25 protein-coding genes are annotated in these 13071 nt (G+C 64.2%); all 25 read left to right on the forward strand.

Annotation, left to right across the window (positions count from 1 at the left end):
• Positions 1–104: 104 nt before the first annotated feature.
• Complete coding sequence (gene rpsJ, locus ACP7AI_RS12700; protein WP_426167884.1) at positions 105–419, forward strand: 30S ribosomal protein S10; 315 nt, start codon at positions 105–107, stop codon at positions 417–419.
• 97 nt (positions 420–516) lie between these two features.
• The gene (rplC, locus tag ACP7AI_RS12705; protein WP_426167886.1) at positions 517–1269 is read left to right on the forward strand and encodes a 50S ribosomal protein L3; all 753 of its coding nucleotides are present in this window, start codon (positions 517–519) and stop codon (positions 1267–1269) included.
• Between the two features lie 5 nt (positions 1270–1274).
• Positions 1275–1898, forward strand: a complete 624-nt coding sequence (rplD, locus tag ACP7AI_RS12710; RefSeq protein WP_426167888.1) for a 50S ribosomal protein L4 — start codon at positions 1275–1277, stop codon at positions 1896–1898.
• Positions 1891–2208 (forward strand): 50S ribosomal protein L23, encoded by a 318-nt coding sequence (locus tag ACP7AI_RS12715; RefSeq protein WP_426167890.1) that lies wholly within the window; start codon positions 1891–1893, stop codon positions 2206–2208. The genes rplD and ACP7AI_RS12715 overlap by 8 nt, the downstream gene beginning before the upstream one ends.
• Before the next feature lie 4 nt (positions 2209–2212).
• Positions 2213–3049: a 50S ribosomal protein L2 gene (gene rplB, locus ACP7AI_RS12720; protein WP_426167892.1), complete on the forward strand. Its 837-nt coding sequence runs from the start codon at positions 2213–2215 to the stop codon at positions 3047–3049.
• A gap of 6 nt (positions 3050–3055) precedes the next feature.
• Positions 3056–3334: a 30S ribosomal protein S19 gene (rpsS, locus tag ACP7AI_RS12725; protein ID WP_426167894.1), complete on the forward strand. Its 279-nt coding sequence runs from the start codon at positions 3056–3058 to the stop codon at positions 3332–3334.
• A complete protein-coding gene (gene rplV, locus ACP7AI_RS12730; protein ID WP_426167896.1) occupies positions 3334–3726 on the forward strand; it encodes a 50S ribosomal protein L22 in 393 nt (130 codons plus the stop codon). Before rpsS ends, rplV begins: the two co-directional genes overlap by 1 nt.
• A complete protein-coding gene (gene rpsC / locus ACP7AI_RS12735) occupies positions 3726–4421 on the forward strand; it encodes a 30S ribosomal protein S3 (protein WP_426167898.1) in 696 nt (231 codons plus the stop codon). Before rplV ends, rpsC begins: the two co-directional genes overlap by 1 nt.
• A gap of 10 nt (positions 4422–4431) precedes the next feature.
• Positions 4432–4863 carry a 50S ribosomal protein L16 gene (gene rplP, locus ACP7AI_RS12740; protein WP_426167900.1) on the forward strand — a complete coding sequence of 144 codons (432 nt, stop codon included), beginning with the start codon at positions 4432–4434 and terminating at the stop codon, positions 4861–4863.
• Positions 4864–4867: 4 nt separating this feature from the next.
• Positions 4868–5086, forward strand: a complete 219-nt coding sequence (gene rpmC, locus ACP7AI_RS12745) for a 50S ribosomal protein L29 (protein WP_426167902.1) — start codon at positions 4868–4870, stop codon at positions 5084–5086.
• Positions 5087–5089: 3 nt separating this feature from the next.
• Positions 5090–5326 carry a 30S ribosomal protein S17 gene (gene rpsQ / locus ACP7AI_RS12750; protein WP_426167904.1) on the forward strand — a complete coding sequence of 79 codons (237 nt, stop codon included), beginning with the start codon at positions 5090–5092 and terminating at the stop codon, positions 5324–5326.
• A gap of 37 nt (positions 5327–5363) precedes the next feature.
• Entirely contained in the window at positions 5364–5732 is a 369-nt protein-coding gene (gene rplN, locus ACP7AI_RS12755; protein ID WP_152577513.1) for a 50S ribosomal protein L14, read from the forward strand.
• On the forward strand, positions 5732–6055 hold the full coding sequence (rplX, locus tag ACP7AI_RS12760; RefSeq protein ID WP_426167907.1) for a 50S ribosomal protein L24: 324 nt from the start codon (positions 5732–5734) through the stop codon (positions 6053–6055). Before rplN ends, rplX begins: the two co-directional genes overlap by 1 nt.
• Complete coding sequence (gene rplE / locus ACP7AI_RS12765; protein WP_426167909.1) at positions 6048–6629, forward strand: 50S ribosomal protein L5; 582 nt, start codon at positions 6048–6050, stop codon at positions 6627–6629. Before rplX ends, rplE begins: the two co-directional genes overlap by 8 nt.
• Before the next feature lie 3 nt (positions 6630–6632).
• Entirely contained in the window at positions 6633–6938 is a 306-nt protein-coding gene (rpsN, locus tag ACP7AI_RS12770) for a 30S ribosomal protein S14 (protein ID WP_426167911.1), read from the forward strand.
• 10 nt (positions 6939–6948) lie between these two features.
• A complete protein-coding gene (gene rpsH, locus ACP7AI_RS12775; protein ID WP_426167913.1) occupies positions 6949–7347 on the forward strand; it encodes a 30S ribosomal protein S8 in 399 nt (132 codons plus the stop codon).
• Between the two features lie 3 nt (positions 7348–7350).
• Complete coding sequence (rplF, locus tag ACP7AI_RS12780; RefSeq protein ID WP_426167915.1) at positions 7351–7884, forward strand: 50S ribosomal protein L6; 534 nt, start codon at positions 7351–7353, stop codon at positions 7882–7884.
• Positions 7884–8237, forward strand: coding sequence for a 50S ribosomal protein L18 (gene rplR, locus ACP7AI_RS12785; RefSeq protein ID WP_426167917.1), 354 nt, complete (start codon positions 7884–7886; stop codon positions 8235–8237). Before rplF ends, rplR begins: the two co-directional genes overlap by 1 nt.
• 3 nt (positions 8238–8240) lie before the next feature.
• Complete coding sequence (gene rpsE, locus ACP7AI_RS12790) at positions 8241–8966, forward strand: 30S ribosomal protein S5 (RefSeq protein WP_426167919.1); 726 nt, start codon at positions 8241–8243, stop codon at positions 8964–8966.
• A 53-nt stretch (positions 8967–9019) separates the two neighbouring features.
• Positions 9020–9199: a 50S ribosomal protein L30 gene (gene rpmD / locus ACP7AI_RS12795; protein ID WP_426168346.1), complete on the forward strand. Its 180-nt coding sequence runs from the start codon at positions 9020–9022 to the stop codon at positions 9197–9199.
• A gap of 73 nt (positions 9200–9272) precedes the next feature.
• The gene (gene rplO, locus ACP7AI_RS12800; protein WP_426167921.1) at positions 9273–9824 is read left to right on the forward strand and encodes a 50S ribosomal protein L15; all 552 of its coding nucleotides are present in this window, start codon (positions 9273–9275) and stop codon (positions 9822–9824) included.
• Between the two features lie 126 nt (positions 9825–9950).
• A complete protein-coding gene (secY, locus tag ACP7AI_RS12805) occupies positions 9951–11306 on the forward strand; it encodes a preprotein translocase subunit SecY (RefSeq protein WP_426167922.1) in 1356 nt (451 codons plus the stop codon).
• The gene (locus ACP7AI_RS12810) at positions 11303–11950 is read left to right on the forward strand and encodes an adenylate kinase (protein WP_426167924.1); all 648 of its coding nucleotides are present in this window, start codon (positions 11303–11305) and stop codon (positions 11948–11950) included. The genes secY and ACP7AI_RS12810 overlap by 4 nt, the downstream gene beginning before the upstream one ends.
• A 290-nt stretch (positions 11951–12240) precedes the next feature.
• Positions 12241–12609 (forward strand): 30S ribosomal protein S13, encoded by a 369-nt coding sequence (gene rpsM, locus ACP7AI_RS12815; RefSeq protein WP_426167926.1) that lies wholly within the window; start codon positions 12241–12243, stop codon positions 12607–12609.
• Between the two features lie 57 nt (positions 12610–12666).
• Positions 12667–13056, forward strand: a complete 390-nt coding sequence (rpsK, locus tag ACP7AI_RS12820; RefSeq protein ID WP_152577529.1) for a 30S ribosomal protein S11 — start codon at positions 12667–12669, stop codon at positions 13054–13056.
• Positions 13057–13071 lie beyond the last annotated feature (15 nt).

Raw genomic sequence — 13071 nt, forward strand, 5'->3', positions numbered from 1 at the left:
CCTGTCGATTTTCCAAAGCCATCGATTTTCTGACCGGTGCATCCCGCCGCGATTGCGGGCAGTGCCGGTCTTGAACTTTTGAATAGAGTGATCGTAGAAGTTCCATGGACACGCAGAACATCCGCATCCGCCTGAAGGCTTTCGACCACCGTGTCCTCGACATGGCGACGGGCGAGATCGCCGACACGGCGAAGCGCACCGGTGCTGCCATCCGTGGCCCGATCCCGCTGCCGACGCGTTTCGAGAAGTTCACCGTGAACCGCTCGCCGCACGTCGACAAGAAGAGCCGCGAGCAGTTCGAAGTCCGGACCTACAAGCGTCTTCTCGATATCGTTGATCCCACCCCGCAGACGGTGGACGCGCTGATGAAGCTCGACCTCGCTGCCGGTGTCGACGTGGAAATCAAGCTCGGCAAGTAAGCCGAACCAAAATACGCGGAGCGAACTTTGGCCCACCATCGGGCCGGCAAGCCCCCACCCATAAGGGTCGGGGCCTCTGATGAGAAAGGAATTGGTCATGCGCACAGGCGTGATCGCGAAGAAGATGGGGATGACGCGGATTTTCCGCGATGATGGTCGGCATGTGCCGGTCACGGTCCTCGCTCTCGAGAACAATCAGGTTATTTCTGTCCGCACCACCGACACCGACGGTTATGTCGCTGTCCAGCTGGGCGCCGGCACCAAGAAAGCCAAGAACACCACGAAGCCGGAGCGCGGCCATTTCGGCAAGGCCGAAGTCGAGCCCAAGGCCAAGGTCGCCGAATTCCGCGTGTCGGAAGACGCGCTGCTGGAAACCGGTGCCACCCTGTCGGCCGACCATTTCGTCGCCGGCCAGCTCGTCGACGTCACCGGCGTCACGCAGGGCAAGGGCTTCCAGGGCGGCATGAAGCGCTGGGGCTTCGGCGGTTTGCGCGCCACCCACGGCGTCTCGGTCTCGCACCGTTCGCTGGGTTCGACCGGTCAGCGCCAGGATCCGGGCAAGGTCTTCAAGGGCAAGAAGATGGCCGGCCACATGGGTGACAAGCAGCGCACCCAGCAGAACCTCGAAATCGTATCGACCGACGTCGAGCGCGGTCTTCTGTTCGTCCACGGCTCGGTGCCGGGTTCGAAGGGCGGCTGGCTGCTGATCAAGGACGCGGTCAAGGTCGCGCGTCACGCCGATGCGCCCTATCCGGCGTCGCTGAAGATGTCGGCAGTTGCCAATGATGATGTCGCCCCGCAGGTCGTCGAGACCGCGGCTGACGACACCACCGAAAACACGGAGGCCTGAGGCACATGAAGGTTCAGGTCAAAACCCTGGCCGCGGTTGATGCCGGCGAGATCGAACTGTCGGATGCCGTTTTCGGCAAGGAACCGCGGCTCGATATCCTGCATCGCGTCGTCACCTGGCAGCTCGAAAAGCGCCGCGCCACCGCGCGTGGGGCCCGCGAGCGTTCGGACGTGAAGCGCACCGGCAAGAAGCTCGGCAACCAGAAGGGCGGCGGTACCGCCCGCCACGGCAACCGCGCCGCGCCGCAGTTCATCGGCGGCGGCAAGGCCCATGGTCCCCGCGTCCGTGACTTCAATCCCGGTCTCAACAAGAAGATCCGCACCCTCGGCCTCGCGACCGCGCTGTCGGTCAAGGCCGCCGAAGGCAAGCTGATCGTTCTCGAGGACTTCACCATCGGTGAAGCCAAGACCAAGGCGTTCCTGACGGTCATGGCCGGCCTCGGCATCACGTCGGGCCTGTTCATCGACGGTGCCGAAGTCAACACGGGCTTCCGCCAGGCGACCAGCAACGTTCCGCACATCGACGTGCTGCCGGCGATCGGCGCCAACGTCTATGACATTCTCAATCACGACACGCTGGTCCTGACCCGCGCTGCCGTCACGGCACTGGAGGCCCGGGTCAATGGCTAAGCCAGACACCACCAAGCCGATCGACCTGAAGCACTACGATATCGTGGTGAAGCCGGTGATCACCGAAAAGTCGACGCTGGTCAGCGAATACAACCAGGTTGTGTTCAAGGTCGCCAATGGTGCTTCCAAGCCCGAGATCAAGGCCGCCATCGAGGCGCTGTTCTCGGTCAAGGTGCTCAGCGTGAACACGCTCATCCAGAAGGGCAAGACCAAGCGCTGGAAGGGCAAGGAATATCGTCGCAGCGACGAGAAGAAGGCCATCGTCACGCTCGCCGACGGCGACCGTATCGATGTGACCACGGGGATCTGATCCGATGGCATTGAAGAGTTTCAATCCGACGAGCCCGGGCCGCCGCGGTCTTGTGCTCGTCGACCGCTCGGGCCTGTTCAAGGGTCGTCCGCTCAAGCAGCTGACCGAAGGTCTGCGCAAGTCGGGTGGCCGCAACAACATGGGCCATGCGACCGCGCGCGGCATCGCCGGCGGTCACAAGCAGCTGTATCGCATGGTCGACTTCAAGCGTCGCACGTGGGATGTCGTCGCGACGGTCGAGCGTCTCGAATATGATCCCAACCGCTCCGCCTTCATCGCCCTGGTGAAGTACCCCGACGGCAACCAGCAGTACATTATCGCCCCGCAGCGTCTCGCGGTCGGCGATGTCGTCACCGCCGGCAAGAAGGTCGACGTGAAGCCGGGCAACGCCATGGAAATCGGCTCGATGCCGGTCGGCACCATTGTCCATAATGTCGAGCTGAAGCCCGGCAAGGGTGGCCAGCTGGCGCGCGCCGCCGGCACCTTCGTCCAGGTCGTCGGTCGCGACCGCGGCATGGTCATCATCCGCCTCAATTCGGGCGAGCAGCGTTATGTGCGTTCGGATTGCATGGCCACGGTCGGTGCCGTGTCGAACCCGGACAACAGCAACCAGAACCTGGGCAAGGCCGGTCGCAACCGCTGGCTGGGCCACCGCCCGCTGACGCGCGGCGTCGCCAAGAACCCGGTCGACCACCCGCATGGTGGTGGTGAAGGCCGGACCTCGGGCGGCCGTCACCCGGTCACGCCATGGGGCAAGCCGACCAAGGGCGCCAAGACGCGTTCGAACAAGTCGACCGACCGGATGATCATCCGTTCGCGTCACGCCAAGAAGAAGAGGTAAGGCCAGATGAGCCGTTCCGTCTGGAAGGGTCCCTTTGTGGATCTGAACGTTCTGAAGAAGGCCGAAGCCGCGCAGGCTGGCGGCGGTGGGCGGGGTCCGATCAAGACCTGGTCGCGCCGTTCGACGATCCTGCCGCAGTTCGTCGGCCTCACCTTCAATGTCTACAATGGCAAGAAGTTCATCCCGGTCTCGGTCAACGAGGACATGGTGGGCATGAAGCTGGGTGAATTCGCGCCGACGCGCAACTTCCCCGGCCACGCTGCCGACAAGAAGGGCAAGCGCTGATGTCGAAGCCGAAATCCCCCCGCCGCGTCGGTGATCGCGAGGCGCTTGCCGTCGCGACCTCGATCCGTGGCTCGGCCTACAAGCTGAACCTGGTGGCCGGCCTCATCCGCGGCCGCAAGGTCGGCGAGGCGCTGAACATCCTGTCGTTTTCAACGAAGGCGATGGCTGTCGACGTGCGCAAGGTGCTGGCGTCCGCCGTCGCCAATGCCGAGAACAACCACAACCTCGATGTCGATGCTCTCGTCGTCAAGGAAGCCAGCGTCGGCAAGGCACTGGTGATGAAGCGCTTCACCCCGCGTGCCCGTGGCCGCGCCGCCCGCATCGAAAAGCCGTTCAGCCGCCTTCGCGTCGTCGTGCGCGAAATGGGCGACGATGCGGCGGAGAACGCATAATGGGTCACAAAACCTCCCCGATCGGTCTGCGCCTGCAGATCAACCGTACCTGGGACAGCCGGTGGTTCGCCAAGGGCGACGACTATGGTCGTCTGCTGCTTGAGGACCTGCGCATCCGTGAGTTCATCGTCAAGAACCACGCCCAGGCCGCCATCTCCAAGGTCGTCATCGAACGGCCGGCCAAGCTCGCCCGCGTGTCGATCTATGCCGCCCGCCCGGGTGTCATCATCGGCAAAAAGGGTGCGGACATCGAGAAGCTGCGCAAGCAGATCGCCGGCATGACCCGCAGCGACGTGTCGCTGAACATCGTCGAGATCCGCAAGCCGGAAGTCGATTCCAAGCTCGTCGCCCAGGGCGTCGCCGACCAGCTCGAGCGCCGTATCGCTTTCCGTCGCGCCATGAAGCGCGCCGTGCAGTCGGCGCTGCGTCTCGGCGCCGAAGGCATCAAGATCACCTGCTCGGGCCGTCTCGGCGGCGCGGAAATCGCGCGCACCGAATGGTATCGCGAGGGCCGGGTGCCGCTGCACACGCTGCGCGGCAATGTCGATTACGCGGAAGCCCAGGCGCACACCGCCTATGGCGTCTGCGGTATCAAGGTCTGGATCTTCAAGGGCGAGATCCTGGGGCATGACCCGATGGCGCAGGACCGTCTGATGATGGAATCGCAGACCTCCGGCGTGCGTCCGGCTCGCTGAGGTATTTGAAATGTTGCAACCAAAGCGCTCCAAGTTTCGCAAGCAGTTCAAGGGTCGCATCCATGGCGACGCCAAGGGCGGCACTGCGCTGAACTTCGGCTCCTTCGGCCTGAAGGCGATGGAACCCGAGCGGATCACCGCGCGCCAGATCGAGGCCGCCCGCCGTGCCATCTCGCGCCACATCAAGCGCGCCGGCCGGTTGTGGATCCGCATCTTCCCGGACGTGCCGGTCACGTCGAAGCCCGCCGAAGTCCGCATGGGCAAGGGCAAGGGCAACCCGGAATTCTGGGTGGCGCGTGTCAAGCCGGGCCGGATCATGTTCGAACTCGATGGCGTTCCGCACGATGTCGCGGCCGGTGCCTTCGAGCGTGCGGCAGCCAAGCTGCCGATCAAGGTCAAGATGGTCGTCCGCCTGGGCGAAGCCGTCGAGGCGCAGGGTTAATAAGATGGCACAGACAAAGCATTCGGACCTGATGGTCCAGACCGACGATCAGCTCGCGACGGCTCTTGGCGAGCTGAAGCGCGAGCAGTTCAACCTGCGTTTCCAGGCGGCCACCGGCCAGCTGGAAAAGCCGGGCCGTATTCGTGAGGTGCGCCGCACCATCGCGCGCATCAAGACGCTGCAGGCGGGCCGCAAGCCCGCCGCGCCGGCGCAGGGAGCCTGAGTTATGCCGAAACGCGTCCTCCAGGGCACGGTCGTGTCCGACAAGGGTGACAAGACGATCGTCGTCCTGATCGAGCGCAAGGTTGCGCACCCGGTCTACGGCAAGATCATCCGTCGTTCGAAGAAATATCATGCCCATGACGAGGGCAATGTCATCAAGGCCGGCGACACGGTGCGGATCGAGGAATGTGCCCCGATTTCCAAGCTGAAGACCTGGAAAGTTCTGGAGAAGGTCGGCTGATGACCGCTTCTCGCAATTTGAGTGAAGGATCGAACACATGATCCAGATGCAGACGAACCTGGACGTCGCTGACAACAGCGGTGCCAAGCGGGTGATGTGCATCAAGGTGCTGGGCGGATCGAAGCGTCGGTTCGCCGGCGTCGGCGATGTCATTGTCGTGTCGGTCAAGGAAGCGCAGCCCAAGGGCAAGGTAAAGAAGGGTGACGTGCATCGCGCCGTCGTCGTTCGTACTGCCAAGGACATCCGGCGCGCCGATGGCTCGGTCATCCGTTTCGACGGCAACGCCGCCGTGCTGATCAACAAGAACGAGGAGCCGATCGGCACCCGTATCTTCGGGCCGGTGGTGCGCGAGCTGCGCGCGTCTGGTCACATGAAGATCATCAGCCTTGCGCCGGAGGTGCTGTAATGAGCGCCGCGAAGATCAAGAAGGGCGACAAGGTCGTCATTCTGTCCGGCAAGGACAAGGGCAAGCATGGTGAAGTCACCAAGGCGATGCCCAAGGAAGGCAAGGTCATCGTTGGCGGTGTCAACATGATGACCCGCCACAAGAAACCCTCGCAGACCAACCCCCAGGGTGGGCTGGAGCGCATCGAAGCGCCCCTCCACATCTCCAAGGTTGCGATCGAGGACCCGAAAACCGGAAAGCCGACCCGTGTCGGTTTCAAGGTTCTGGAAGATGGTCGCAAGGTGCGTGTCGCCAAGCGGTCGGGAGAGTTGATCGATGGCTGATGCAGCAAATCTGACCAGGATGCAGCAACTGTACGTGGACAAGGTCCGCGCCCAGATGATCGAGCAGTTCGGTTACAAGAACCTGATGCAGGTTCCCAAGATCGACAAGATCGTCATCAACATGGGTGTCGGCGAAGCCACGCAGGACAAGAAAAAAGTCGACAAGGCCGCCGAGGAAATGGCGCTGATCGCGGGCCAGAAGCCCGTCATCACCAAGGCCAAGAAGTCGGTCGCGACCTTCAAGCTTCGCGAAGGCATGCCCATCGGTTGCAAGGTCACCCTGCGCCGCGAGAAGATGTACGAGTTCCTGGATCGCCTGATCACCGTGGCCCTGCCGCGCGTTCGCGATTTCCGCGGGCTGAACCCCAAGTCCTTCGACGGTCGTGGCAACTACGCCATGGGCCTGAAGGAACAGATCATCTTTCCCGAAATCAACTATGACCGGATCGACAGTGTCCGCGGCATGGATGTGATCGTTACCACGACGGCGAAGACCGACGACGAGGCCCGCGCGCTGCTGAAGGCGTTCGGTTTCCCGTTCATCGGCCTCACCGAAGACAAGAAGGCGGCCTGACGCATGGCTAAGCTCTCCTCGATCAACAAGAACGAGCATCGCAAGGCGCTGGTGGTGAAGTATGCCGGCAAGTTCGCCGTGCTGAAGGCCATCGCCAACGATGAAAGCCGCGACGATGCCGAGCGCCTGATGGCCCGCCTGAAAATGGCGGAACTGCCGCGCAACGCCAATCCGACGCGGGTTCGCAACCGTTGCGAGCTCACCGGCCGCAGCCGCGCCTATTATCGCAAGTTCAAGCTCTCGCGCATCATGCTCCGCGAACTGGCCAACAAGGGCCTGATTCCCGGCGTGACCAAGTCGAGCTGGTAGGAACATCTGAATGTCGATGACCGACCCCCTTGGTGATATGCTCACCCGAATCCGCAATGGCCAGCAGGCCAAGAAGGATTCGATCCTCACCCCGGCCTCCAAGCTGCGTGCCCGCGTCCTCGACGTGCTGCAGCGCGAAGGCTATATCCGTGGCTATTCCGAAGCCGATGGCGGCACAGCCGCCGCCGCGCTGCGCATCGACCTGAAGTATTTCGAAGGCAAGCCGGCGATCCAGCACATCGCCCGTGTCTCGAAGCCCGGTCGCCGCGTCTATTCGGGCGCCACCGAACTGCCGCGGGTCCGCAATGGCCTCGGCATCGTCATCGTTTCGACGCCAAAGGGTGTTCTGTCCGACGCGGAAGCGCGTGAGCAGAATGCCGGCGGCGAAGTCCTCTGCCAGGTGTTTTAAGCCATGTCGCGCATCGGAAAGAAGGCGGTGCCGGTTCCGGCCGGAGTCACCGCCAGCATCGAAGACCGCATCCTGTCGGTAAAGGGGCCCAAGGGCGTCCTGACCATGCCGATGTCGGACGACATCGCCTATGACATCAGCGATGCCGAGATCGGCGTTAACCCGGCCAACGAGACCAAGCGCGCCCGTGCCTTCTGGGGCATGCAGCGCACGCTGGTTTCGAACCTGGTGACCGGCGTTTCGACGGGCTTCACCAAGGTGCTGGAAATCACCGGCGTCGGCTATCGTGCCTCGGTCCAGGGTTCCAACCTGAAGCTGCAGCTCGGCTACAGCCATGATGTCGATTTCGCGATCCCGGAAGGCATCACGATCAAGACGCCCGACCAGACGACGGTCGAGATCACCGGCAACGACAAGCAGCGTGTCGGGCAGGTTGCTGCCGAGATTCGCCGCTGGCGCAAGCCGGAGCCCTACAAGGGCAAGGGCATCAAGTACCGCGGCGAGGTTATCTTCCGCAAGGAAGGGAAGAAGAAGTAATGGCCAAGCTTTCGCTTTTCGATCAGCGCCGTCGGCGCGTTCGCACCGCCCTGCGTGCCAAGAGCGGCGCGCGTCCGCGGCTGTCGATCCATCGCACGTCGCAGCACATCTATGCCCAGGTCATCGACGATGCCCGCGGCGTGACGGTGGCCGCGGCCTCGACGCTGGAAAAGGATGTCCGCGACGTCACCGGCGCGACCAAGGATGCCGCAGCGGCCGTGGGCAAGCGCCTCGCCGAGCGGGCCAAGGCTGCCGGCGTTTCGGCGGTCGTCTTCGATCGTGGCGGTTTCATCTTCCACGGCCGCGTCAAGTCGCTGGCCGATGGTGCCCGCGAAGGCGGATTGGAGTTTTAAGCAATGGCTGACGAAATTCAGAACGCCGGTGCTCCCGGTGGCGGCGCCCCTGGTGGCGGTCCTGGTGGCGAACGTCGCGGTCGCGGCGGCCCCGGTGGTCCCGGCGGCGGTCGTGGTCGCGGCCCGGGCGGCGGCAATGATCGCGATCGCGGTCGCGGTCGTCGTGACGGCAACAACCCGGTCGAGGCCGGCGGCGAGGAACTGGTCGAAAAGCTGGTTCACATCAACCGCGTCTCGAAGACGGTGAAGGGCGGCAAGCGTTTCGGCTTTGCAGCGCTCGTCGTCGTCGGCGATGCCAAGGGCCGGGTCGGTTTCGGCCATGGCAAGGCACGCGAAGTGCCGGAAGCCATCCAGAAGGCGACCGCTGCTGCCAAGAAGGCGATGATCCGCGTGCCGCTGCGTGACGGCCGTACCCTGCACCATGATGGCTACGGCCATTTCGGCGCCGGCAAGGTCTATGTCCGCTCGGCCGCCCAGGGCACCGGCATCATCGCCGGCGGCCCGATGCGCGCCGTCTTCGAAGCGCTCGGCGTTGCCGATGTGGTGACCAAGTCGGTCGGCACCAACAACCCGTACAACATGATCCGCGCGACCTTCGCGTCGCTCAGTGAACAGACCAGCCCCAAGTCGGTGGCGCAGCGGCGCGGCAAGAAGATTGCCGATCTGATGGCGCGCCGTGGTGACGTTTCGGCGCGTGTCGCCGAAGCTGAAGCCGAAGCGGTCGCATAAGGACGCATAGGATGGCCAAAGCCCCCAAGACCGAGGCGCCCGTCGCCCCGACCGTGACCAAGGTAAAGGTCACGCAGATCGGTTCGCCGATCCGCCGTGCGCCGGACCAGGAGGCGACGCTCGTCGGCCTGGGCCTCAACAAGATGCATCGGTCGCGCGTCCTCGAGGACACGCCGTCGGTCCGCGGCATGATCGCCAAGGTGGCGCACATGCTTAAGGTCGAAGCGGCCTGATCTCCCTGCCGTCCTGGGCAACCGGGACGGCATTTCCATCCCTGCGCGCCCAAAGCGAAAGCGAGTGCATTCCATGACCAAACTCAACGACCTCCACGACAATCCCGGTGCCCGCAAGAGCCGCGTCCGCGTCGGCCGCGGTATCGGCTCCGGCGTCGGCAAGACCGCAGGCCGCGGCCAGAAGGGCCAGAAGTCGCGCTCGGGCGTGTCGATCAAGGGCTTCGAAGGCGGCCAGATGCCGCTGCACATGCGGCTGCCGAAGCGTGGCTTCAACAACATCTTCCGCAAGGACTATGCCGAGATCAACCTCGGCACGCTGCAGCTGATGATCGACGCCGGCCGGCTCGACACCGCCAAGGTCATCGACACCCAGGCTCTGCTCGATGCCAAGGTGTTGACGCACGCCCGTGACGGTGTCCGCCTGCTTGCCAAGGGCGCGCTGACCGCCAAGGTCAACCTCAAGGTTGCCGGCGCCAGCGCCGCCGCCAAGGCCGCTGTCGAAGCCGCCGGTGGCAGCGTCGAACTGCCGGCGCCCAAGCCCGAGCCGCTGAGCCGTGACGAGCAGAAGGCGGCCCGCGCCGTCGCCCGCGAAGCCAAGGCTGCGGCGCTCAAGGCTGCCAAATAAAGCAGCCCCGCATCGGCGGAAAAAGACACATGGTAGAAACGCCGCGCATTGCCTATCTAACGGCCTTGCGCGGCGTTTCGCCGTTTCAGCCCCGGCAGGTCGCCGGCTTGAAGATCGGGTAGGACTATGGCGTCAGCCGCCGAAAGCATGGCCGCGAACCTCAGCTTCGCGAATTTCTCCAAGGCCACCGAGCTCAAGAAGCGGCTGTGGTTCACGCTCGGCGCGCTGGTCGTGTTCCGCCTCGTTTCGTTCGTGCCGTTGCCCGGCATCGACCCGACGGCGCTGAACTCGTTGTTCAGCCAGACCCAGGGTGGTGTCCTCGACTTCTTCAACATGTTCTCGGGCGGCGCGCTCGAGCGCATGTCGCTGATCGCGCTCGGCGTCACGCCGTACATCACGGCGTCGATCATCGTGCAGCTGCTGACCTCGCTGGTGCCGAGCTTCATGGCCCTGAAGAAGGAAGGCGACACCGGCCGCAAGACGCTGAACCAGTACACCCGCTACGGCACCGTGTTCCTGACCGCGATCCAGGGCTATGGCATCGCCGTCGGCCTCGAAAGCTGGGGGGCCGGCCAGGGCGTGTCGGCGGTCATCGACCCCGGCTATTTCTTCCGCGCCACCACCGTCATCACGCTGATCGGCGGCACCATGTTCCTGATGTGGCTGGGTGAGCAGATCACCAGCCGCGGCATCGGCAATGGTATCTCGCTGATCATCATGGCCGGCATCGTCGCCCATCTGCCGACCGCCATCGGCCAGCTGTTCGAACAGAGCCGCACCGGCGCCCTGTCACCCGTCGCCGTGGTGCTGGTCGGCCTGATCGCGCTGCTCACCGTCGCCTTCATCTGCCTGATGGAGCGCGCCCAGCGGCGGATCCTGATCCAGTATCCCAAGCGCCAGGTCGGCACCCGCACCTTTCAGGGCGACAGCTCGCACCTGCCGCTGAAGCTCAACACCGCCGGCGTCATCCCGCCGATCTTCGCCTCGTCGCTGCTGCTGATGCCGCTGACCATCGCGCAGTTCGCGGCGCAGGGCGGCAGCGGGCCGGAATGGCTGCTGACCGTCACGACGGCGCTGCAGCACGGCGCGCCGCTGTACATGTTGCTGTACGCCGCCGGCATCATCTTCTTTGCGTTCTTCTACACCGCCATCGTCTTCAATCCCGAGGAGACGGCGGAGAATCTGAAGAAATACGGCGGCTTCATCCCCGGCATCCGGCCGGGCGTGCGGACGTCGGAGTATCTCGATTTCGTGCTGACCCGCATCACCGTCGTCGGCGCCGCCTATCTGACCATCATCTGCCTGCTGCCCGAATTCCTGTCGGCGCGGCTCGGCACCGGCCTGGCGCTGGGCGGCACGTCGCTGCTGATCGTCGTCAATGTGACCATGGATACGGTCGCGCAGATCCAGAGCCACTTGCTCGCGCATCAATATGAGGGTCTGATAAAGAAATCCAAACTCCGTGGGGGAGCGCGCCGTTGAATTTGATCTTGCTGGGTCCGCCCGGCGCGGGGAAGGGGACCCAGGCAAGCCGACTCGTCAAAGAACGGGGACTTGTCCAGCTTTCTACCGGAGACATGCTCCGGGCCGCCGTCGCTGCTGGAACACCCGTCGGCCTGCAGGCCAGGTCGGTAATGGAATCGGGCGGGCTGGTGTCCGACGATATCGTCAACGGCATCCTGTCGGAACGGCTCGACCATGACGATGCCCGGCGGGGCTTCATTCTCGATGGCTATCCGCGCACCGATGTCCAGGCGCTGGCGCTCGATGCGATGCTGGCCGACAAGGGCCTGCACCTCGATCACGTCATCGAGCTCGAGGTCGACGAGGACGCGCTGGTCGATCGCATCACCGGGCGCTTCACCTGCGCCCAGTGCGGTGAGGGTTATCACGACCGCCACAAGCAGCCCCGCGTCGAAGGCGTCTGCGACATGTGTGGATCGACGCAGTTCAAGCGCCGGCCCGACGACAACGCCGATACGGTGCGGACCCGCATGGGTGAATATCGCGCCAAGACCGCGCCGATCCTGCCGCATTACGAGGCGCGCGGGCTGGTCGACCGGGTCGACGGGATGGCGGACATGGATGCGGTGGCGGCAAGTATCGATGCGGTGCTGGATCGCTGAAGGCGGGTGCCGCAGTAGCGGTTGAAGGGCAGGGCATGGGCAAAGCCCATGCTGACGTCGGACGGGTTCGGCCGGTGTTGCCGGCCGCCTCGCCGGCCGGGCTTGCGCCTGTCGGCGCGCGGCACGCGCGCTCGCGGTGCTTCGCCCTTGACTCTGCCGCTCTCCCCGGCTAGCAGCCCTTTTCCGATTGACCGGATCACTGACCCGGCGGCCGTTCCGGCCGTCCGGTTCTTGCTTTGAGATGGGGTGCCTGCCCAGCGCACCCTGTGGAGCTTGGAAGGAAATAATCTGTGGCACGTATTGCGGGTGTTAACATCCCGACCAACAAGCGCGTTGAGATCGCGCTGACCTACATCCACGGCATCGGCCGTACCACCGCCAAGCGCATCGCCGACGAACTGGGCTTCCCGGTCGAACGCCGCGTCCAGGACCTGACCGATTCGGAAGTCCTGTCGATTCGCGAAAAGATCGACAAGGAAATCACGGTCGAGGGTGATCTTCGCCGCCAGACGGCGATGAACATCAAGCGCCTGATGGACCTCGCCTGCTATCGCGGCCTGCGTCACCGTCGCGGCCTGCCCGTTCGCGGCCAGCGCACCCACACCAACGCGCGTACCCGCAAGGGTAAGGCTAAGCCGATCGCCGGCAAGAAGAAGTAAGGCCCCGGGGCCTTACGCTTTTTCTCCCAGATCGACGATACGGATTAGGATTTTTCGATGGCACGCGAAGTTGCACGCATCAAGCGCCGCGAGCGCAAGAACATCACGTCGGGCGTTGCCCATGTGAACGCCAGTTTCAACAACACCATGATCACCATTACCGATGCCCAGGGCAATGCGATTGCCTGGTCGTCGGCCGGGACCATGGGTTTCAAGGGCAGCCGCAAGTCGACGCCGTTCGCGGCGCAGATGGCCGCCGAGGACGCCGGCAAGAAGGCCGCCGAACATGGCGTCCGGACGCTGGAAGTCGAAGTGCGCGGCCCGGGTTCGGGTCGCGAAAGCGCCTTGCGCGCCCTGCAGGCCGTGGGTTTCCAGATCACTGCGATCCGTGACGTGACGCCGATCCCGCACAACGGCGTGCGTCCGCCGAAGCGTCGCCGGGTCTGACCCTGGCGGTTTCGG

It is taken from the genome of Sandarakinorhabdus sp. DWP1-3-1 (assembly GCF_049896705.1).
GTDB lineage: Bacteria > Pseudomonadota > Alphaproteobacteria > Sphingomonadales > Sphingomonadaceae > Sandarakinorhabdus.

What these genes read in the sequence shown, in the direction of transcription:
- rpsH (WP_426167913.1), top strand. Translation starts at nt 6,949, where the DNA reads ATGTCGATGACCGACCCCCTTGGTGATATGCTCACCCGAATCCGCAAT.
- rplD (WP_426167888.1), top strand. Translation starts at nt 1,275, where the DNA reads ATGAAGGTTCAGGTCAAAACCCTGGCCGCGGTTGATGCCGGCGAGATC.
- secY (WP_426167922.1), top strand. Translation starts at nt 9,951, where the DNA reads ATGGCGTCAGCCGCCGAAAGCATGGCCGCGAACCTCAGCTTCGCGAAT.
- rpsJ (WP_426167884.1), top strand. Translation starts at nt 105, where the DNA reads ATGGACACGCAGAACATCCGCATCCGCCTGAAGGCTTTCGACCACCGT.
- rplX (WP_426167907.1), top strand. Translation starts at nt 5,732, where the DNA reads ATGAGCGCCGCGAAGATCAAGAAGGGCGACAAGGTCGTCATTCTGTCC.
- rplB (WP_426167892.1), top strand. Translation starts at nt 2,213, where the DNA reads ATGGCATTGAAGAGTTTCAATCCGACGAGCCCGGGCCGCCGCGGTCTT.
- rplC (WP_426167886.1), top strand. Translation starts at nt 517, where the DNA reads ATGCGCACAGGCGTGATCGCGAAGAAGATGGGGATGACGCGGATTTTC.
- rpsQ (WP_426167904.1), top strand. Translation starts at nt 5,090, where the DNA reads ATGCCGAAACGCGTCCTCCAGGGCACGGTCGTGTCCGACAAGGGTGAC.
- rplV (WP_426167896.1), top strand. Translation starts at nt 3,334, where the DNA reads ATGTCGAAGCCGAAATCCCCCCGCCGCGTCGGTGATCGCGAGGCGCTT.
- rpsS (WP_426167894.1), top strand. Translation starts at nt 3,056, where the DNA reads ATGAGCCGTTCCGTCTGGAAGGGTCCCTTTGTGGATCTGAACGTTCTG.
- rplR (WP_426167917.1), top strand. Translation starts at nt 7,884, where the DNA reads ATGGCCAAGCTTTCGCTTTTCGATCAGCGCCGTCGGCGCGTTCGCACC.
- rplO (WP_426167921.1), top strand. Translation starts at nt 9,273, where the DNA reads ATGACCAAACTCAACGACCTCCACGACAATCCCGGTGCCCGCAAGAGC.
- rpsN (WP_426167911.1), top strand. Translation starts at nt 6,633, where the DNA reads ATGGCTAAGCTCTCCTCGATCAACAAGAACGAGCATCGCAAGGCGCTG.
- rpsC (WP_426167898.1), top strand. Translation starts at nt 3,726, where the DNA reads ATGGGTCACAAAACCTCCCCGATCGGTCTGCGCCTGCAGATCAACCGT.
- ACP7AI_RS12715 (WP_426167890.1), top strand. Translation starts at nt 1,891, where the DNA reads ATGGCTAAGCCAGACACCACCAAGCCGATCGACCTGAAGCACTACGAT.
- rplE (WP_426167909.1), top strand. Translation starts at nt 6,048, where the DNA reads ATGGCTGATGCAGCAAATCTGACCAGGATGCAGCAACTGTACGTGGAC.
- rplN (WP_152577513.1), top strand. Translation starts at nt 5,364, where the DNA reads ATGATCCAGATGCAGACGAACCTGGACGTCGCTGACAACAGCGGTGCC.
- rpsE (WP_426167919.1), top strand. Translation starts at nt 8,241, where the DNA reads ATGGCTGACGAAATTCAGAACGCCGGTGCTCCCGGTGGCGGCGCCCCT.
- rpsK (WP_152577529.1), top strand. Translation starts at nt 12,667, where the DNA reads ATGGCACGCGAAGTTGCACGCATCAAGCGCCGCGAGCGCAAGAACATC.
- rplP (WP_426167900.1), top strand. Translation starts at nt 4,432, where the DNA reads ATGTTGCAACCAAAGCGCTCCAAGTTTCGCAAGCAGTTCAAGGGTCGC.
- rplF (WP_426167915.1), top strand. Translation starts at nt 7,351, where the DNA reads ATGTCGCGCATCGGAAAGAAGGCGGTGCCGGTTCCGGCCGGAGTCACC.
- rpmC (WP_426167902.1), top strand. Translation starts at nt 4,868, where the DNA reads ATGGCACAGACAAAGCATTCGGACCTGATGGTCCAGACCGACGATCAG.